The following is an 18219-nucleotide window of genomic DNA, read 5'->3' on the forward strand; positions in this document are numbered from 1 at the left end:
CGGGACCGGACGTACGGCGGGGCCGCGGTGACGGGGCGGTGACGCGCGCTGCGGCAGGGTCGCGGCACGACGACGGCGCCGTTCTCAGGGGGCTGCATGATCAGGACGATGCTCCGGCTGCGCGCACGCACCGGCTGCGAACCCGCGGTCGGGCCGGCCTTCGAGGCGGTCGCCGGGCAGCTCGGCGCGCTGACCGGCAACCTGCGGCACGAGCTGCTGCGGGACGCCCTCGACCCGCGCGGCTTCGTCGTCGTGACCGAGTGGGCCGACGAGGCGGCGCTGGCCGCGTACCGGCGCGGGCCGGTGGCTGCCCGCCTGGCCGGCCTGCTCCGGCCGCTGACCGAGCCGGCGGACGGACCCGGCTACCCGCTGCTGCGGGAGACCCGGGACGGCACGGGCCCGGTCTACGTGGACGTCGAACTCACCGTGCCGCTCGACCGGCTCGCCGAGTTCCACCGGGGCTACCCCGAGGTGGTCCGGCGGATGGCCGCGATCCCCGGCTACCGCCGCGAACAGTTGCTGCGCGAACCCGGCTCGGACATCCACCACATCTTCGCCGAGTGGGACGGCGCCGCGCCGTTCCTCACCTGGATCGGCGACCCGGCCCACGCCTCGGCGCAGGCCGGGCCGATCGCGCCGTTCCTTCTCGACATCCGGCGCCGGCTGTTCCACGTCGTCCCCGACGCGGACGGCCGCCGACACCCCACCACGGGCTGGGAGGCCGACGTGCACAGGACAACAGACGTACTCGTCGTCGGGGCGGGCCCCACCGGGCTGACCGCCGCCGTCGAACTGGCCCGGCGGGGCATCGACTGCCTGGTGATCGACGAGCAGGTCACCCCGCCCGGCCACGCGGACAAGGCGATCGGTGTGCACTGCCGCACCATGGAGATCTGGGAGGAGCAGGGCGTCGTGCGGGAAGCCATGGACGCCGGCATCTGGCTCACCGGCAACATGGTCTTCGTCAACGGCGAGCAGACCCACCGGATGAGCTGGGAGCTGCCCGGCCTGCCGTACGCCCACCTCGGCCTGCCGCAGTACGAGACCGAGCGGATCCTCACCACCCGGCTGGCCACGCTCGGCGTCCGCCCGCAGCGCGGCGCCGAACTGGTCGACTTCGACCAGGACGCCGAGGGCGTCACCGCCACCGTCCGCACCGCCGACGGCGGCACCGGGACGGTACGCGCGGCGTACCTGGTCGGCGCCGACGGCGCGCACAGCCGGGTACGGGAGCGGCTCGGGCTCACCTTCACCGGCGGGCTGGGCCGGTTCCCGCAGCTGTTCATGCTGGTGGACGTCGACGTGGACTGGGAGATGCCGGACGGGCACCTGCTGCGGTTCCTGCACACGACCGACGGCAAGATGGACGGGATGCTCGTCTGCGTACCGCTGCGCGGCGCGCACCGCTACCGCATCGCCACCCTCGCCCCGCCCCGGTTCTTCGCCCAGACCGGCGGGCGCGACGCCCCGCCCGGGTTCAGCGAGGAACTCGACGAGCCGTCCATCTCCGACGTGCAGGCCGCGCTGGACCGCCTCGCGCCGCCCGGCACCCGGGCGAGCAACCTGCGCTGGTCGTCGGTGTTCCGGATCAGCCACGGCATCGTCGACCGCTACCGGGAAGGCCGGGTGTTCGTGGCCGGGGACGCCGCCCACCTGCACCCGCCCGCCGGCGGCCAGGGCATGAACACGGGCATCCAGGACGCCTGGAACCTGGCCTGGAAGCTGGCCCTGGCGGTACGCGGACTCGCCGCGCCCGGCCTGCTGGACAGCTACGAGACCGAGCGGCGGCCGGAGGGCGAGGAGATCGTCGGCCGGGCGGTACGGATGGCCGGCACCGAGGAGGTGGACCGCGCCGACCTGGAACGCCAGTTCCTCCAGGAGATGTCCATGCTGCTCAGCTACGCCGGCAGCCCGCTGGTCGGGGAGACCGTCGCCGACCCGGCCGCGCTCGGTGAAGCGCCCCGCCCCGGCGACATCGCGCCCGACGTGGACGGGCTGCGCCGGCGCGGCGTCGGCCACCCGCTGCGGCTGCGGGACCTCACCCGGGGCACCCGGCACACGCTGCTGCTCTACGCCGACCGCACGGCCGGCGCGGAGGTGCCGGCCGGGTTCACCGCCCTGTGCGCCGACGCGCGCCGGCTGGCGGGCGGGGAACTCGACGCGTACCTGCTCCTCGACCCCGACGCCGACGAACCACGCCTGCTCGACCCGCCCGTGGTGCGCGACGCCGAGCGCCGTTTCCGCGCCGCGTACGGCCTTGACGGCACCGGGCTGTACCTGATCCGCCCGGACGGGCACATCGGGTTCCGGGGCGCGCCGGTCGACCCGGACGCGCTGCGCAAGCACCTGCACCTGGTGTTCGGGAGCGCCAGGTGAGCCGGGTCCGGACCGTGCTGTCGATGCGGACCCGGGAGGGCTGCGAGGAGCGCTTCGAGTCGGAGTGGCTCACCGCCGCCGAACAGATCCGCACGCTGGACGGCTGTCTGCACCAGGACCTGGTCCGCGACGCCGACGACCCGCGCAGCTACCTGATCATCAGCGACTGGGCGGACCGCGAGCGGCTGGACGCGTTCGGCCGCAGCGCGCACCGGGACCGGCTGCTGAGCATCATCCGCGAGCTGCGCGAGTCCGCCGACCGGCACACCTACCAGGTACTGCACAGCGTGACCGGCGAGCCGGGGGAGGGGCGATGACCGACGACGTGGTGCCGGCGAGCGAGCTCTACACCGACGCGTTCGCGGCCGACCCGTACCCCACCCTGGCCCGGCTGCGCGCGGACCGGCCGGTCTGCCCGGTCGGCTCGCCGCGGTTCGACTCCTGGCTGATCACCCGCTTCGACGACGCGCGCACCGCGCTGACCGACCCGCGTCTGTCCAAGGACCTGTACGGCCCGGAGCAGCACTACCTGAAGATCTTCGGCCCGAACTCGGAGGGCCTGAACCGCAACATGCTCAACTCCGACCCGCCCGAGCACACCCGGCTGCGCCGGGTGGTGTCGCAGGCGTTCGCGCCCCGGCGGATCGAGGCGTTGCGCCCCCGGGTGGCGTCGATCGTCGACCAGCTCGTCGACAAGATGGCACCGCACGGCGAGGCGGACCTGATGCGTGACTTCGCCATCCCGCTGCCGATGACAGTCATCTGCGAACTGCTCGGCGTGCCGCCCGCCGACCACGACCGGGTGCTCGACTGGACCCAGGTGATCCGCACCTCCGGCTCCACCAGCCGGCCCCCCGCGCAGGAGCGGGCGGCCGTGCAGGAGGCCCAGCTCCGGCTGCACCACTACCTGGCCGGGCTGGTCCGCGCCAAACGCGACGACCCGGCCGACGACATCATCGGCGCGCTGATCACGGCCGTCGACGAGGACGGGACGCTGTCCGAGGCGGAACTGGTCACCACCACGTTCCTGCTGCTGTTCGCCGGGCACCAGACCACCGCCGACTTCCTCGGCAACGCCGTGCTGGCCCTGCTGACCCACCCCGAGCAGATGGAACTGCTGCGCGCCACGCCCCGCCTGCTGCCCGCCGCGATCGAGGAACTGCTCCGGTTCGACGGGCCGCTGCCCGTGGCCAGCCCGCGCATCGCCACCGAGGACGTCGACTACCAGGGCGTACGCATCCCGCGTGGCGCGATCGTCGGGGTGGCGATCAACGCGGCCAACCACGACCCGGCGCACTTCGCCGACCCGGACCGGCTGGACCTGCGCCGGGTCCGGGGCCCGCACCTCGGGTTCGGGCACGGCGTCCACTACTGCCTGGGCGTCTCGCTGGCCCGGATGGAGGCCGAACTCGCGCTCGGCGCGCTGCTGCGCCGGCTGCCCGGACTGCGTCTCGGCGTACCGCTGGCCGAGGTGCGCCGGCTCCCCGCCGCCTCGCCGTTCCGCGGCCTGCTGGAACTGCCTGTCACCTTCACCGCCTGACGGCGCCGCCGCCGCGCGCCGCCGCCCCCGTCGCAATCATCGAGGAGCAGTCATGGTCTTCCGCAACGTGATCGTCTGTCACATGGTCCCCGGCAGCGAGCAGATCGTCGGCGGCGTGTTCGGCCACTACGACCAGGCCACCCGGCCGCAGGACCTGGGCGTCATCGGCCGGTACCTGCTGTCGCACCACGACCTCTACATCCACGTGATCGAGCGGGAGCAGGACCCGCGGATCTCCGGGCAGACTCGTGGCCTGCCCGCCTTCCAGAAGATCGCCGAGGAGATCGGCCCGTACGTCACCCCGTACCCGCGCTACTGGAAGAACCCGTCGGACTCGGTGGCGAAGGAGTTCTACCACTGGGCACCCGATGGTGAACCGCCCGCCGACACCACGCTCACCGTGATCGTCGGGCGGATCAAGCCGGGCGCGGAACCGGACGTGGCACGGGTCTTCGGCGAGTCCGACGCCGGGTCGCTCCCGGCCGACCTCGGGGTCACCGGACGCTGGCTCTACTCGATCGACGACGTCTACGTGCACCTGCTCGAACAGGAGTCGTCGGCGGCCGAGGCCACCCGGGACCAGCACGGCGACAAGCCTGCCTTCGGCAAGGTGATGCAGGACCTGGGCCCGTACATCGAGCCGTACCGGCCGGAGAGGTGGCAGGGGCCGCAGGACTCCGTGGCGACCGCCTTCTACCGCTGGCAGGCCCGGGACTGAGCACGATCCGCGCTCCCGCCCACCGGATGGCGAGAGTGCGGAAACGCCGCCCCCGCGCCCGGCCGTACGTCAGGCTTGTCGCGGGGGTGCCGGGTGTCGACGAAGGAGATCGTCCAGCACGTCGGGACGCTGCTCGACCTGGCCGGGGTGCTCGTCATCACGGTCGGTGTCGCGGTCGCCACGGCGGTGTTCGCGGTGCGTTGCGCCCGGACCCGCCAGGTGGTCGGGCACTACCGGGCGTATCGGCAGGGCGTCGGCCGGGCCATCCTGCTCGGCCTGGAGTTCCTGGTCGGCGGCGACATCATCCGTACGGTCGCGGTGTCGCCCACGTTCACCAGCGTCGGCGTGCTGGCGCTGATCGTGCTGGTCCGCACGTTCCTCAGCTTCTCGCTGGAGGTGGAGCTGGACGGGCGCTGGCCCTGGCAGGGCCGTCCTCCGGTGGAGCGGCCGGGCGTGGGCGCCCGCCCCCAGCGCTGAGCGTCGTACCCCTGCGGCGGCATGCCGGTATGACGTGTTCCGGATCGTGCGCGGCGACGTGACGAGCCCGGCCGAGCCGCCACGGTAGCTACCCCCAGGGGGTATGGTGGCCGGATGGAACACGCAGACGGTCACGACACCGGCCACCACGGCGGCGGGCACGGCGCGCACGCCGGGCACGACCCGGAGCAGTTCCGCCGCCGGTTCTGGCTGAGCCTGGCGCTCACCGTGCCGATCGTCGCCACCAGCCACATGGTGATGGACTGGTTCGGCTACACGCTGGACTTCCCGGGTGTGCGCTGGGTCGGCCCGGTGCTCGGCACCGTGGTCTTCCTCTACGGCGGCTGGCCGTTCCTCACCGGCGGCCTGCGTGAGCTGCGCGAACGCGCCCCCGGGATGATGCTGCTGATCTCGATGGCGATCGTGGTCGCGTACCTCGCCTCGGCCGCCACCAGCATCGGCCTGTTCGACCTGGACTTCTGGTGGGAGCTGGCCGCGCTGGTCACCATCATGCTGCTCGGCCACTGGCAGGAGATGCGGGCGGTCGGGCAGGCGCGCGGCGCGCTCGGTGCGCTCGCAGCGCTGCTGCCCGACGACGCCGAGCGCCTGGACGACGCCGGGCGGCCGCAGCCGGTGCCGGTCGGCGAGCTGCGGGTGGGCGACCTGGTGCTGGTGCGCCCCGGCGGGCGGGTGCCGGCCGACGGGCGGATCGTCGAGGGTGCCGCCGAGCTGGACGAGTCGATGATCACGGGGGAGTCGCGGCCGGTGGCCCGCGCCGCCGGGGACCGGGTGGTCGCCGGCACCGTCGCCACCGACTCCACCCTCCGGGTACGCGTCGAGGCGGTCGGCGCGGACACCGCGCTGGCCGGCATCGGGCGGCTCGTGGCGCAGGCGCAGGCCTCCGGCGGGCGCGCGCAGGTGCTCGCCGACCGGTTCGCCGCGCTGCTGTTCTACCTGGCGGCGTCCGCCGGCCTGGCCACGTTCGCGGTGTGGGCGCTGCTCGGCGACCCCGACCAGGCGGTGGTGCGGACCGTGACCGTGCTGGTGATCGCCTGCCCGCACGCGCTCGGCCTGGCGATCCCGCTGGTCGTGGCGCTGTCGACAGCGCTGTCGGCCCGCGCCGGCATCCTGGTCAAGGACCGGCTCGCGCTGGAGCGGATGCGCACCGTCGACACCGTCCTGTTCGACAAGACCGGCACGCTCACCACCGGCCGGCACACGGTGACCGGCGTGGCCGCCACCGGCGGGATGGACGAGGCCGCCGCCCTGGCCCTGGCCGGTGCGGTGGAGGCCGACAGCGAGCACCCGCTGGCCCGGGCGCTGGTCGCCGCCGCCGACGCCCGGCAGGCGGGTCCGGCCGAGCCCGCCCGGCTCCCGGACGCGCACGAGGCGGGTCCGGGTGGCCGGGACGCGGGGACGGTGCGTCCGGCGGCGCGGGGCTTCCGGGCGCTGGCCGGCCGGGGCGTGCGCGCCACGGTGGACGGCGTGGACTGGGCGGTCGGCGGGCCGGCGCTGCTGCGCGAACTCGACGCCCCGCTGCCGGACGACCTGGCCCGGGCCGCGCGGGAGTGGTCGGGCCGCGGCGCGGCAGTGCTGCACCTGGTCCGCCTGCCCGAGGACGGCCCGCCGGAGGTGACCGCCGCCTTCGGGATGGAGGACCAGGTCCGCCCGGAGGCGCGGGCCGCCGTGGCCGAGCTGCGCGACCTCGGCGTACGCAAGATCGTGATGATCACCGGTGACGCGCGCCCGGTCGCCGAGGCGGTGGCCGCCGACCTCGGGTTCCGGCCCGGCGTCGACGAGGTCTTCGCCGAGGTGCTCCCCGCCGACAAGGACAAGGCGGTGGCCGGGCTGCGCGATCGGGGACTGACGGTGGCGATGGTCGGCGACGGGGTGAACGACGCCCCGGCGCTGGCTCGCGCCGACGTCGGGCTGGCCATCGGCGCCGGCACCGACGTGGCGATCGAGTCCGCCGGGGTGGTGCTCGCCGGCTCCGACCCGCGCGGGGTCGGCGGCGTGATCCGGCTGTCCCGCGCGTCGTACCGGAAGATGCGGCAGAACCTGGCCTGGGCGGCCGGCTACAACGTGGTCGCGATCCCGCTCGCCGCCGGTGTCCTCGCCTGGGCGGGCGTCGCGCTCAGCCCGGCGCTGGGCGCGGTGCTGATGTCCGCCTCCACGATCGTGGTCGCGCTCAACGCCCAACTGCTGCGCCGGGTCCGGATCGCCCCGGCCGGCTGAGCCGCAGTTTCAGGCCCCGATTAGCGCCGAGGCTTGCGGGTGCGAGCGAACCCGCCGCTTCCGGCCCGCACCTGCGGGCCGCTAGGGTGAGCGCGTGACGGTGTTCCGGATCGGTGAGGCGGCCGAACTGCTCGGGGTCAGCGCGGACACGGTCCGCCGCTGGATCGACGCCGGCAGGCTGCCGGCCAGCCGCGACGAGCACGGCCACCGGGTGCTCGACGGCGCCGACGTGGCCGCGTTCGTCCGCGCCCCCGGCCACCCCGAGCTGTCCTCGGCCCGCAACCGGCTGCGCGGCATCGTCACCGCCGTCGTCAAGGACACCGTGATGGCCCAGGTCGACATCCAGGCCGGGCCGTTCCGGGTGGTGTCGCTGATGAGCCGCGAGGCCGTCGACGACCTCGACCTCCAGGTCGGCTCCGTCGCCGTCGCGGTGATCAAGTCGACCACCGTCGTGGTCGAGCGCGCCCCCACCGCCCCCCGGGGAAGGACCGGTCCGTGACCGTACGGTGGATCCGCGCCGCGCTCGCCGCCGCGCTGGTGGCGACGCTCGGCCTGTCCGGCTGCGGCAGCGCCGACGACCCGGCCGGTCCGGACGGTGCCGGCCCGGTGACCGTGTTCGCCGCCGCCTCGCTCACCGAGGCGTTCACCCGGCTCGGCAAGGAGTACGAAGCCGCCCACCCCGGCCACGCCGTCACGTTCAACTTCGGCGGCAGTTCCGGACTCGCCACCCAGATCACCCAGGGCGCGCCCGCCGACGTGTTCGCCGCCGCCTCCCCGGCCACCATGAAGACGGTCACCGACGCCGGTGACGCCGCAGGTGACCCGGTCGTGCTGGTCCGCAACCAGCTCGTCGTCGCCGTACCCCCTGGTAACCCGGCCCGGGTCGGTCGCCTGGCCGACCTCGCCCGCCCCGGAGTGAAGGTGGCGCTCTGCGCCGAGCAGGTGCCCTGCGGCGCCGCCGCGCGCACCGCGCTCGACGCCGCGGGTGTGCGGCTCACGCCCGCCACGCTCGAACAGGACGTCAAGGGGGCGCTGGCCAAGCTGCGCCTCGGCGAGGTCGACGCCGCGCTGGTCTACCGCACCGACGTCCGCGCCGCCGCGGGACTCGACGCGGTCGAGTTCCCCGAGTCCGCGCGCGCGGTGAACGACTACCCGATCGTCGTGCTGCGCGCCGCCGGCAACCCGGCCGGCGCCCGCGCCTTCGTCGACTTCGTCCGTTCGGACGCCGGGCTCGCCGTGCTCACCGCGGCCGGGTTCCAGGCGCCGCCCGGCGCATGAGCCGCGGCGTACGCCGGCAGCGGGTGCCGGTCGCCCTGCTCGTGCCCGCCGGGCTCGGACTGGCCTTCCTCGTCCTGCCGCTGGCCGGGCTGCTGCTCCGGGCACCCTGGACCACGCTGCCCCGGCGGCTGGCCGAGCCGGGTGTGCTCACCGCGCTGCGGCTGTCGCTGGAGACCGCCACCGTCGCCACCCTGCTCTGCGTGACGCTCGGCGTACCCCTGGCATGGCTCTTGGCGCGGGTGGAGTTCCCCGGCCGGCGGTTGGTCCGGGCGCTGGTAACGGTTCCGCTGGTGCTGCCGCCGGTGGTCGGCGGCGTGGCGCTGCTGCTGGTCTTCGGCCGGCGCGGGCTGATCGGGTCGTGGCTGGACGAGACGTTCGGGGTGACGCTGCCGTTCACCACCGCCGGGGTGGTGCTGGCCGAGGCGTTCGTGGCGATGCCGTTCCTGGTCATCGCCGTCGAGGGGGCACTGCGTGGCGCCGACCCCCGGTACGAGGAGGCCGCCGCCACCCTCGGCGCGGGACGGTTCACCGCCTTCACCCGGGTCACGCTGCCGCTGGTCGCCCCGGGCGTGGCGGCCGGTGCGGTGCTCTGCTGGGCCCGCGCGCTCGGCGAGTTCGGCGCCACCATCACGTTCGCCGGCAACTATCCCGGCCGCACCCAGACCATGCCGCTGGCGGTCTACCTGGCGCTGGAGACCGACCTCCAGGCGGCGATCGTGCTGAGCCTGATCCTGCTCACCGTCTCCGTGGTCATCCTCGCCGCGTTGCGTGACAAGTGGATCGGCAGCACATGAGGATGCTGCTGGACGCGCACCTGGTCGCCGAGCGGGACGGGTTCACCCTCGACGTGCGGCTGCGCATCGCCGCCGGTGAGGTGGTGGCGCTGCTCGGCCCGAACGGTGCCGGCAAGACCACAGCGCTGCGGGTGCTCGCCGGACTGCACCCGCTCGTCGCCGGTCACCTGACGCTCGACGGTGCCGATCTGGACCGGCCGGACCGCCGGGTGTGGACGCCGCCGGAGCGCCGGCCGGTCGGCGTGGTGTTCCAGGACTACCTGCTGTTCCCGCACCTCAGCGCGCTTGACAACGTGGCGTTCGGGCCGCGCCGCCGGGGTGCCGACAAGCGCGCCGCCCGCGCCCGCGCCCAGGAGTGGCTGGACCGGGTCGGCCTCGGTGACCAGGCCCGCCGCCGGCCCCGGCAGCTCTCCGGCGGGCAGGCCCAGCGGGTCGCGCTGGCCCGCGCGCTCGCCGTCGACCCGGCGCTGCTGCTGCTCGACGAGCCGCTCGCCGCGCTCGACGCCCGGACCCGGCTGGACACCCGCGCCGAACTCCAGCGCCACCTCGGCGCGCACTCCGGCGCGACGCTGCTCGTCACCCACGATCCCCTCGACGCGCTGGTGCTCGCCGACCGGCTGGTCATCGTGGAGCACGGCCGGGTGGTGCAGGAGGGCGACGCCGCCACCGTCACGGCCCGGCCGCGCACCGACTACGTGGCCCGGCTGGTCGGCCTCAACCTGCACCGCGGTCGCGCCGACGGGCACGCCGTGACCGTCGGTGAGCTGGCCCTCACCACCGCCGACACCGTCCACGGTGACGCGTTCGTCGCGTACCCGCCGGCCGCTGTCGCGCTGCACCCGTCCCGGCCCGAGGGCAGCCCGCGCAACGTCTGGGCGGCCACCGTCACCGGCGTGCAACGCCACGGCGACAACCTGCGCGTGCAGCTGACCGGGCCGGTCGAGGTCGCCGCCGACGTCACGCCCGCCGCCGCGGCGCATCTCGGCCTGATCCCCGGCCGGAGTGTCTGGGCGGCGGTCAAGGCGGCCGAGACGCGCGCCTATCCGGCGTGACAAACACCGCTGGTCGCGGCATGTGCCCAGGTGAGAGGTTTGATCTGCGCTCAGCCGGTCACTGGGACGGTAGCGACGACGCAAAGGGGGACACGGTGCCCGACACGATCCGCAACAGGTCCAGTCTGGACGCCGACCTGCCACGGGGAGTCACCGACCCGTTGCTCTGGCGGGCCGCGTACGACGTGGCAGCCGCCCACCGGCCCGACGGGTCCGGCCGGTGCGAGAGCCTGCTGTGTGACGGTCAGGCCGCGCCGTGTGACGCGCTGACCGCTGCCCACCGGGCGATGGAACTGGCCGGCGACCGGCACGCCGAGCGGGCCGAGCGGGCCGAGCCCGGAATTTGGCGTACGGAGCAGCGCCGGCGCGCCGCCTGAACATCGGGTCACGGGCGGTTCGAACCGTGGACGCCCCGCTTGCGTGTCTATGATCGACAACTCGGTCGGAATGCGGGGAAGAGGAGAGTTCGTGACGGTCGACGCCCACGCCTTCTGGCTCCGTGCCCCCGGCGAGGGCGAGATCCGGCCGGTCCGGCTCGCCGCGCCCGGCCCCGGTGAGGTGCTGGTGCGCACGCGCTTCTCCGGCGTCAGCCGCGGCACCGAGACGCTCGTGTTCACCGGCCGCGTCCCGGCCGACCAGCACGACGCGATGCGGGCGCCGTTCCAGGAGGGCGACTTCCCGGCACCGGTGAAGTACGGCTACCTGAGCGTCGGCACCGTGGAGGCGGGCGAGGAGCGGCTGCTCGGGCGCACCGTCTTCTGCCTCTACCCGCACCAGAGCGCGTACGTGGTCCCGGCCGACGCCGTGACCGTCGTGCCGGACGGCGTGCCGGCGCAGCGCGCGGTGCTGGCCGGCACCGTGGAGACGGCTGTCAACGCGCTCTGGGACGCCGCCCCGCTGGTCGGCGACCGGGTCACCGTGATCGGCGGCGGGATGGTCGGCTGCGCGGTCACCGCGCTGCTGGCCCGCTTCCCCGGCGTACGCGTGGAGCTGGTCGACGCCGACCCGGCGCGGGCGGAGGTGGCCGCCGCGCTCGGCGCCGACTTCGCCGTGCCCGCCGGCGCCACCGGCGAGCGCGACCTGGTGGTACACGCCAGCGCCACCGCCGACGGGCTGCAACGCGGACTGGAACTGCTGCGCCCGGAGGGCACCGTCCTGGAACTGAGCTGGTACGGCGACCGGCCGGTCACGCTGGCCCTGGGCGGCGCGTTCCACTCGCGACGGCTGGGCATCCGCAGCAGCCAGGTCGGCACCGTGTCGCCCCGGCGGGCCGGCCGCAGCTACGCCGCCCGGCTCGCGCTGGCGCTCGACCTGCTGGCCGACCCGGTGTTCGACGCGCTGCTCACCGGCCGGTCGCGCTTCGACGACCTGCCCGACGTGCTGGACCGGCTCGCCTCGGGCGGGCTGCCGGCGCTGTGTCATCTCATCACCTACGGCGAGGAGTGAACGTGTTCAGCGTGACCGTCCGGGACCACATGATGGTCGCCCACAGCTTCCGCGGCGAGGTGTTCGGCCCGGCGCAGCGGCTGCACGGGGCGACGTTCGTCGTCGACGCCACGTTCCGCCGCGCCGAGCTGGACGACGACGGGATCGTGGTCGACATCGGGTTGGCCACCGAGCAGCTCAAGGCCGTGCTCGCCGAGCTGAACTACCGCAACCTGGACGACGAGCCGGCCTTCGCCGGGGTGAACACCACCACCGAGGTGCTCGCGCGGACGGTCGCCGACCGGCTCGCCGACGCGGTGGCGGCCGGCCGGCTGGGGGAGGGCGCCCGCGGGCTGGCCGGCATCACCGTCACGCTGCACGAGTCGCACATCGCCTGGGCGAGCTACGAGCGGTCGCTCTGACCGGATGAGTGCCGTCCACGTGGTGCTGCCGGGCGACATCGACGACCCGGCGGACCCCAGCGGAGGCAACGCCTACGACCGCCACGTCTGCCGGGGCCTGGCGGCACGCGGCTGGACGGTACGGGAACACCAGGTGCCCGGCGGCTGGCCGCACCCGGGGCACCGGGAACGCGCCGACCTGGCCGGGCTGCTCGGCGGGCTGCCCGACGGCGTGCCGGTGCTGCTCGACGGCCTGGTCGCCTCGACCGTGCCGGACGTCCTCACCCCGCACGCCGCGCGGCTGCCCCTGGTGATCCTGGTGCACCTGCCGATCGAGGGCGAGACGGAGGCGCGGTCGCTTGCGGCGGCCACCGCCGTGGTCGCCACCAGCGAGTGGACCCGCGAACGGCTGCTCACCCGCTACCGGCTGCGCCCCGAACGGGTGACCGTCGCGCCGCCCGGCGTCGACCCGGCGCCCGTCGCGTCCGGCACGCCCGGCGGGGGACGGCTGCTCTGCGTCGCCGCGGTCACCCCGGTGAAGGGCCACGACGTGCTCGCCGCCGCGCTCACCGAGGTGGCGGACCTGGACTGGACCTGCGACTGGATCGGGCCGGTGGACCGGGACCGGGCGTTCGCCGACCGGCTGCGCGAACGCCTCACCGCCACCGGTCTCGGCGGCCGGGTCCGGCTCACCGGCCCGCGCACCGGCCCCGGCCTGGCCGCCACCTACGCCGCCGCCGATCTGCTGGTTGCGCCCTCCCGGCGGGAGACGTACGGAATGGTGGTCACCGAGGCGCTCGCCCGGGGCGTACCGGTGCTGGCGAGCGACACCGGCGGCCTGCCGGCCACGCTCGGGCACGCCTCCGGCGGGGCCCGGCCCGGACTGCTGGTGCCGGCGGGCGACCCGGGCGCGACAGCCGCGGCGCTGCGCCGCTGGCTCACCGATGCCCGCCTGCGGGACCGGCTGCGCCACGCCGCCCGGCAGCGGCGGCGCACCCTCTCCGGCTGGCCGGTCACCGTGGACCGGCTGGCGACGGCGCTCAAGGAGGCGACAGCGGCATGACCACCTCACTCCCGCCCGGCTTCGCGGACTGGCTGCGACTGCGTGAGCCCGCCGACGCGGCGGCCCGCAGCGCCGAGCTGGCCGACGCGGTCCGCGACCGGCTGCCCGCCGGTCGGCCGGTCGTCGTGCACGACCTGGGCAGCGGCACCGGTTCGATGGCCCGCTGGCTCGCGCCCCGGCTGCCCGGCCCGCAGCGCTGGGTGCTGCACGAACGCGACGCGGACCTGCTGGCGCTGGCCCGCGCCGGACGGCTCACCGCCGCCGACGGCACCGACGTCGCGGTGACCACGCGCGGCTCCGACGTCACCCGGCTGACCGCCGCCGACCTGGCCGACGCCCACCTGGTCACCGCGTCCGCGCTGCTGGACATGCTCACCGCCGAGGAGGTCGAGCGGATGGCGGCGGCCTGCGCCGGCCACCCGACGCTGTTCGCGCTCACCGTGACCGGGCGGGCCGAGTTCACCCCGCCGGACCCGCTGGACGCCGAGCTGACCGCCGCGTTCAACGCCCACCAGCGCCGTACCGTCGACGGCCGGGTCCTGCTCGGACCGGACGCCGTGGACGTCACGGTGGCCGCCTTCCGCCGCCACGGCGTCGAGACGCTCCTGCGGCCGACGCCGTGGCGGCTCGGCCCGGAGCAGGCGGACCTCGCCGCCGAGTGGCTCACCGGCTGGGTGGACGCGGCGGTCGAGGAACGACCGCATCTGTCCGGGCCCGCCGCGACGTATACCCGATGGCGGCTCACCGAGGCCGCCGCCGGCCGGCTCGAGGTGGTGCTGCACCACGCCGACCTGCTCGCCGGCTGAACCGTACCGGCCGTCGGCACGTGACAACCGGTGGGAACAAGGGAGGACCGTTTGTCACACGTCGCCGTCGCCGGGCCCGTACCGGCCGTCACGCCCGCGCCGTCGCGCCGGGCCAGGGCGGGCCGGGCATGGGTACGCCCGCTGCTCGGGCTCGCTGTGCTCGCCGTTCTCGTCGCCTCGGTCGGCACCGGACCGTTCCTGGCCGGGCTGCGGCTGATCGACGCGCCGGCGCTGGCCGCCGCGCTCGGCATCGGCGTGATCACCACCGTCTGCTGCGCCTGGCGCTGGTCGCTCGTGGCCGGCGGGCTGGGCGTACGGCTGCCGCTGGGTGCCGCGGTGGCGCACTGCTACCGGGCGGTCTTCCTCAACTCCACGCTGCCCGGCGGCGTGCTCGGCGACGTGCACCGGGCGGTGCGGCACGGCCGCGACGCCGGGGACGTGGCCCGGGGCGTCCGGGCGGTGGTGTGGGAGCGCACCGCCGGGCAGGTGGTGCAGGTGGTCATCGCGGTGGCGCTGCTCGCCGCGTTCCCGTCGCCGGTTCGCCGGTACCTGCCGTCGTTGGCCGCCGCGCTCGCGGTGGTCGCGCTGGTGCTGGTGCTGGCCGCCCGCGCGGTGCCCCGTTCCGGGGCGTCCCGCTTCGCCCGGGCGGCCCGGACCGCGCTCGCCGACGTCCGCTCCGGGGTGCTGGGCCGCCGGACCTGGGCCGGTGTGGTGGTCGCCTCGACAGTGGTGTTCGCCGGTCACCTGGCCACGTTCGTGGTGGCCGCCCGCACGGCCGGCGCGGACGCCCCACTGTCGCACCTGCTGCCGCTGACGCTGCTCGCCCTGCTGGCCATGGCGGTGCCGCTGAACGTGGGCGGTTTCGGGCCGCGCGAGGGGGTGGCCGCGTGGGCGTTCGCCTCGGCCGGGCTGACCGCCGCGCAGGGTGTGGCGACCGGCACGGTGTACGGCGCGCTGGTGCTGGTGGCCAGCCTGCCCGGCGCCGCGGTGCTGCTGGCACGGCGGATGCCTCGGCGCGAGCCCGGCAACTGTCGGTGATCCCGCCTACGGTGGGGAACGAGGTGTGCGTCGCCGGGTCCGCCCGGCGACCGGACGACAGGAGAACCATGGACGAGACGCTGCCCACCGCGACGGTCCGGACCCGCGTGACGGTTCCGCTCCGGTTCCCCGACGGCTACGTGAGCACGGCCCGCGTGCACACCTTCCACGGTCTCGTCGACGGCCGCGAGCACCTGGCGTTCGGGCTCGGTGAGCACGCCGACGCCGGCCCGCCGCTGGTCCGGCCGCACAGCGAATGCCTCACCGGGGACGTGTTCGGCAGCCAGCGCTGCGACTGCGGCCCGCAGTTGCGCGAGGCGGTCGAGCGGATCGCCGAGGCCGGTGGCTACCTGCTCTACCTGCGGCAGGAGGGGCGCGGCATCGGCCTGTACGCCAAGCTCGACGCGTACGCCCTCCAGGACGGCGGCCTCGACACCTACGAGGCGAACCTGGCGCTCGGGCACGGCTCGGACGAGCGCGACTACACGGTGGCCGCGCAGATGCTCGCCGCGCTGGGCGTGGACCGGGTGGCCCTGCTCAGCAACAACCCGGACAAGGCGGCCCAGCTCGAACGGCTGGGCGTCACGGTGGCCGACCGGGTGTCCACCGGCGTGCACCTGTCGCCCGCCAACGCCAGTTACCTGGCGGCCAAGGTGACCCGCGCCGATCACGCCCTCGACCTGCCGTTCGTGCCGTGACCACCCGCCCGTACGTGCTGCTCAGCTGCGCGATGTCGATCGACGGCTACATCGACGACGCGACCACCGACCGGCTTCTGCTGTCGAACGACGACGACCTGGACCGGGTTGACGCGACCCGGGCCGGGTGCGACGCGATCCTCGTGGGCGCGGCGACAGTGCGCCGCGACGACCCCCGCCTGCTGATCCGCAGCGAGCGACGGCGCGCCGAGCGGGTGGCGCGCGGCCTGCCCCCGTCGCCGGTGAAGGTGACTGTCACCGGCAGCGGCGACCTCGATCCGGGGGCGCGCTTCTTCACCATGGGTGACGGGCTCAAGCTGGTGTACTGCCCGAGCGGAGTGGTGGACAAGGCCCGTGAGCAGGTCGGCGCCGTGTCGACTGTGGTCGACGCGGGCGATCCGGCCACCGCGGAGGCGGTGGCGGCCGACCTGGCCGGGCGCGGGGTGACGCGCCTGATGGTGGAGGGCGGCGGCTCGATGCACCGCCAGTTCCTCACCGCCGGCCTGGCCGACGAGCTGCACCTGGTGGTCGCCCCGTTTTTCGTGGGGGACCGGCGGGCGCCGCGCTTCGTCGGGGACGGCCGCTTCCCGTGGCACCCGGGCCGCCGGGCCCGGGTGGTCGAGGTGCGCCAGATCGGCGACGTGGTGCTCACCCGCTACGCGTTGTCCGACCGCTGCCCGGCCTGACCCGTCGTCCCGCCCGGTCCGCCCTTGGGCAAGCTCACGGTCTTGATCAGTTCGTTGACCATACGATGGTGGTGGTGCTGACCGTCGCCCCGATCGTCGCGGCCAGGGGCTGAGCCCGGGCACGTCAGAGCACCTGGGACAGGAAGCGCCGCAGCCGGGGGTGCTCCGGCGCCTCGAACACCGCCTCCGGCGGCCCGGCCTCCAGCACCACGCCCGCGTCCATGAACGCCACCGTGTCGGCGACGCTGCGCGCGAATCCCATCTCGTGCGTCACCACCACCATCGTCATCCCGGCGGCGGCCAGGTCCGCCATCACCGCGAGCACGCCCTTGACCAGTTCCGGGTCCAGCGCGCTGGTCGCCTCGTCGAACAGCATCACCTGCGGGCGCAGCGCGAGCGCCCGTGCGATGGCGACGCGCTGCTGCTGGCCGCCGGAGAGCTGCGCCGGCCGGGCGTCCGCCTTGCCGGCCAGGCCGACCAGATCGAGTTGGGCACGGGCCACCGCCACCGCCTCGTCCTCGCTCAACTTCTTGAGCTTGCGCAGCGCCAGCGTGATGTTGCGCAGCACGCTCAGGTGCGGGAACAGGTTGAACTGCTGGAACACCATCCCGATGCGCTGGCGCAGGGCGTCCGGGTCGTCGCGCAGCACGCTGCGCCCGTCCAGCAGGACGTCACCCCGGTCCGGCTCGATCAGCCGGTTGACGGTGCGCAGCAGCGTCGACTTGCCGGAGCCGGACGGGCCGATCACGCAGGCCGCCCGGCCCCGGGCCACGTCGAGGTCCGCGCCGCGCAGCACCCGGTGCGCGCCGAAGGCCAGGTGCACGTCGCGGACGGCCAGGCTGACCGAGGTCGTGGTGGTCATCGCGGATCCTTTCCGGACGGGGTGAGGCCGGCCGGCTCGGTCTCGGGTTCGGGCGGCGCGGCCGGGCGGCCCTGCCGCAGGCGCCGGTCCAGCCAGTTGACCGCGTGGGTCAGCGGCACGGTCAGCACCAGGTAGAACAACCCGGCCAGCAGCAGCGCGGACTGGTTGCCGGTGTTCGCCGCGTAGTCCTGCCCGATCCGGAACAGCTCCCGCTGGCTGGCCAGCAGGCCGAGGAAGTAGACCAGGCTGGAGTCCTTGATCAACGCGATGAGCTGGTTGACCCAGGCGGGCAGCACCCGGCGTACGCCCTGCGGGATGATCACCAGGCGTATGGCCTCGCCCCAGGAGAAGCCGAGCGCCCGTGCTCCCTCCAGCTGGGCGGCCTCCACGCTCAGGATGCCGGCCCGGAAGATCTCACCGAGGTAGGCGGCGGCGATCAGGGACAGCGCCAGCACCCCCAGCGGGTAGGGGTTCGGCCCCCACACCTGCATGCCGAGCGGCGCCAGGCCCACGCCGATCAGCAGGATGGTCGCCGCGGCCGGCAGGCCGCGGAACACGTCGGTGTAGACCCGCGCCGGCCACCGCAACCATCGGGTACGCGAGATGCCGGCGACGGCCAGCAGCATGCCGAGCACCGAGCCGAGCAGGGCGGCGGAGACCGCCAGGGTCAGCGTGTTGGGCAGCCCGACGGTGAGCATCTCGGGCAGCGCCTCGCGCATCGAGTCCCAGTCGAAGAACGTCTCCCACAGCGTGTTCAGTGGATCCATGTC

20 protein-coding genes are annotated in these 18219 nt (G+C 74.9%); 18 read left to right on the forward strand and 2 right to left on the reverse strand.

All coding sequences use genetic code 11. The features are described 5' to 3' along the window. Positions 1-108 precede the first annotated feature (108 nt). From C569_RS0101170 to C569_RS0101255, 18 genes are all read left to right on the forward strand, one after another. Positions 109-2376 carry an FAD-dependent oxidoreductase gene (locus tag C569_RS0101170; RefSeq protein WP_231394683.1) on the forward strand — a complete coding sequence of 756 codons (2268 nt, stop codon included), beginning with the start codon at positions 109-111 and terminating at the stop codon, positions 2374-2376. Next, positions 2373-2693, forward strand: coding sequence for a putative quinol monooxygenase (locus C569_RS0101175; RefSeq protein WP_018783990.1), 321 nt, complete (start codon positions 2373-2375; stop codon positions 2691-2693). The genes C569_RS0101170 and C569_RS0101175 overlap by 4 nt, the downstream gene beginning before the upstream one ends. Next, positions 2690-3916, forward strand: a complete 1227-nt coding sequence (locus C569_RS0101180; RefSeq protein WP_018783991.1) for a cytochrome P450 — start codon at positions 2690-2692, stop codon at positions 3914-3916. Before C569_RS0101175 ends, C569_RS0101180 begins: the two co-directional genes overlap by 4 nt. 52 nt (positions 3917-3968) lie before the next feature. Beyond that, positions 3969-4634: a TcmI family type II polyketide cyclase gene (locus tag C569_RS0101185; protein ID WP_018783992.1), complete on the forward strand. Its 666-nt coding sequence runs from the start codon at positions 3969-3971 to the stop codon at positions 4632-4634. Between the two features lie 93 nt (positions 4635-4727). Then, positions 4728-5111: a DUF1622 domain-containing protein gene (locus C569_RS0101190; RefSeq protein WP_018783993.1), complete on the forward strand. Its 384-nt coding sequence runs from the start codon at positions 4728-4730 to the stop codon at positions 5109-5111. Between the two features lie 114 nt (positions 5112-5225). Next, positions 5226-7346 carry a heavy metal translocating P-type ATPase gene (locus C569_RS0101195; RefSeq protein WP_018783994.1) on the forward strand — a complete coding sequence of 707 codons (2121 nt, stop codon included), beginning with the start codon at positions 5226-5228 and terminating at the stop codon, positions 7344-7346. A 94-nt stretch (positions 7347-7440) separates the two neighbouring features. Beyond that, positions 7441-7845, forward strand: a complete 405-nt coding sequence (locus tag C569_RS0101200; RefSeq protein ID WP_018783995.1) for a molybdopterin-binding protein — start codon at positions 7441-7443, stop codon at positions 7843-7845. After that, positions 7842-8624, forward strand: a complete 783-nt coding sequence (gene modA, locus C569_RS0101205; protein WP_018783996.1) for a molybdate ABC transporter substrate-binding protein — start codon at positions 7842-7844, stop codon at positions 8622-8624. Before C569_RS0101200 ends, modA begins: the two co-directional genes overlap by 4 nt. After that, the gene (locus C569_RS0101210) at positions 8621-9418 is read left to right on the forward strand and encodes an ABC transporter permease (protein WP_018783997.1); all 798 of its coding nucleotides are present in this window, start codon (positions 8621-8623) and stop codon (positions 9416-9418) included. The genes modA and C569_RS0101210 overlap by 4 nt, the downstream gene beginning before the upstream one ends. Next, positions 9415-10470 carry an ABC transporter ATP-binding protein gene (locus C569_RS0101215; RefSeq protein ID WP_036344938.1) on the forward strand — a complete coding sequence of 352 codons (1056 nt, stop codon included), beginning with the start codon at positions 9415-9417 and terminating at the stop codon, positions 10468-10470. Before C569_RS0101210 ends, C569_RS0101215 begins: the two co-directional genes overlap by 4 nt. A 95-nt stretch (positions 10471-10565) precedes the next feature. Further along, positions 10566-10847: a hypothetical protein gene (locus C569_RS0101220; RefSeq protein WP_018783999.1), complete on the forward strand. Its 282-nt coding sequence runs from the start codon at positions 10566-10568 to the stop codon at positions 10845-10847. Between the two features lie 49 nt (positions 10848-10896). Then, a complete protein-coding gene (locus C569_RS0101225) occupies positions 10897-11916 on the forward strand; it encodes a zinc-binding alcohol dehydrogenase (protein ID WP_369752971.1) in 1020 nt (339 codons plus the stop codon). Between the two features lie 2 nt (positions 11917-11918). Next, complete coding sequence (locus C569_RS0101230; protein ID WP_026267567.1) at positions 11919-12317, forward strand: 6-carboxytetrahydropterin synthase; 399 nt, start codon at positions 11919-11921, stop codon at positions 12315-12317. Between the two features lie 4 nt (positions 12318-12321). Next, complete coding sequence (locus tag C569_RS0101235) at positions 12322-13359, forward strand: glycosyltransferase family 4 protein (protein WP_026267568.1); 1038 nt, start codon at positions 12322-12324, stop codon at positions 13357-13359. Beyond that, on the forward strand, positions 13356-14165 hold the full coding sequence (locus tag C569_RS0101240; RefSeq protein ID WP_018784003.1) for a class I SAM-dependent methyltransferase: 810 nt from the start codon (positions 13356-13358) through the stop codon (positions 14163-14165). The genes C569_RS0101235 and C569_RS0101240 overlap by 4 nt, the downstream gene beginning before the upstream one ends. A 51-nt stretch (positions 14166-14216) precedes the next feature. Then, a complete protein-coding gene (locus C569_RS0101245; protein ID WP_018784004.1) occupies positions 14217-15203 on the forward strand; it encodes a lysylphosphatidylglycerol synthase domain-containing protein in 987 nt (328 codons plus the stop codon). 68 nt (positions 15204-15271) lie between these two features. Next, complete coding sequence (gene ribA / locus C569_RS0101250; RefSeq protein WP_018784005.1) at positions 15272-15901, forward strand: GTP cyclohydrolase II; 630 nt, start codon at positions 15272-15274, stop codon at positions 15899-15901. Continuing rightward, entirely contained in the window at positions 15898-16587 is a 690-nt protein-coding gene (locus C569_RS0101255; protein ID WP_018784006.1) for a RibD family protein, read from the forward strand. The genes ribA and C569_RS0101255 overlap by 4 nt, the downstream gene beginning before the upstream one ends. Positions 16588-16711: 124 nt before the next feature. Here C569_RS0101255 and C569_RS0101260 read toward each other — a convergent pair whose 3' ends face one another. Then, positions 16712-17449: an amino acid ABC transporter ATP-binding protein gene (locus tag C569_RS0101260; RefSeq protein ID WP_018784007.1), complete on the reverse strand. Its 738-nt coding sequence runs from the start codon at positions 17447-17449 to the stop codon at positions 16712-16714. Then, complete coding sequence (locus C569_RS0101265; protein WP_018784008.1) at positions 17446-18216, reverse strand: amino acid ABC transporter permease; 771 nt, start codon at positions 18214-18216, stop codon at positions 17446-17448. Before C569_RS0101265 ends, C569_RS0101260 begins: the two co-directional genes overlap by 4 nt. Positions 18217-18219: the final 3 nt, after the last annotated feature.

The sequence above is a fragment of the Micromonospora sp. CNB394 genome, assembly GCF_000374985.1.
GTDB classification, from domain to species: Bacteria; Actinomycetota; Actinomycetes; order Mycobacteriales; family Micromonosporaceae; genus Micromonospora; species Micromonospora marina.

What these genes read in the sequence shown, in the direction of transcription:
- C569_RS0101265 (WP_018784008.1), bottom strand. Translation starts at nt 18,216, where the DNA reads ATGGATCCACTGAACACGCTGTGGGAGACGTTCTTCGACTGGGACTCG.
- C569_RS0101240 (WP_018784003.1), top strand. Translation starts at nt 13,356, where the DNA reads ATGACCACCTCACTCCCGCCCGGCTTCGCGGACTGGCTGCGACTGCGT.
- C569_RS0101170 (WP_231394683.1), top strand. Translation starts at nt 109, where the DNA reads ATGCTCCGGCTGCGCGCACGCACCGGCTGCGAACCCGCGGTCGGGCCG.
- C569_RS0101215 (WP_036344938.1), top strand. Translation starts at nt 9,415, where the DNA reads ATGAGGATGCTGCTGGACGCGCACCTGGTCGCCGAGCGGGACGGGTTC.
- C569_RS0101260 (WP_018784007.1), bottom strand. Translation starts at nt 17,449, where the DNA reads ATGACCACCACGACCTCGGTCAGCCTGGCCGTCCGCGACGTGCACCTG.
- C569_RS0101185 (WP_018783992.1), top strand. Translation starts at nt 3,969, where the DNA reads ATGGTCTTCCGCAACGTGATCGTCTGTCACATGGTCCCCGGCAGCGAG.
- C569_RS0101195 (WP_018783994.1), top strand. Translation starts at nt 5,226, where the DNA reads ATGGAACACGCAGACGGTCACGACACCGGCCACCACGGCGGCGGGCAC.
- ribA (WP_018784005.1), top strand. Translation starts at nt 15,272, where the DNA reads ATGGACGAGACGCTGCCCACCGCGACGGTCCGGACCCGCGTGACGGTT.
- C569_RS0101235 (WP_026267568.1), top strand. Translation starts at nt 12,322, where the DNA reads ATGAGTGCCGTCCACGTGGTGCTGCCGGGCGACATCGACGACCCGGCG.
- C569_RS0101225 (WP_369752971.1), top strand. Translation starts at nt 10,897, where the DNA reads ATGATCGACAACTCGGTCGGAATGCGGGGAAGAGGAGAGTTCGTGACG.
- C569_RS0101210 (WP_018783997.1), top strand. Translation starts at nt 8,621, where the DNA reads ATGAGCCGCGGCGTACGCCGGCAGCGGGTGCCGGTCGCCCTGCTCGTG.
- C569_RS0101180 (WP_018783991.1), top strand. Translation starts at nt 2,690, where the DNA reads ATGACCGACGACGTGGTGCCGGCGAGCGAGCTCTACACCGACGCGTTC.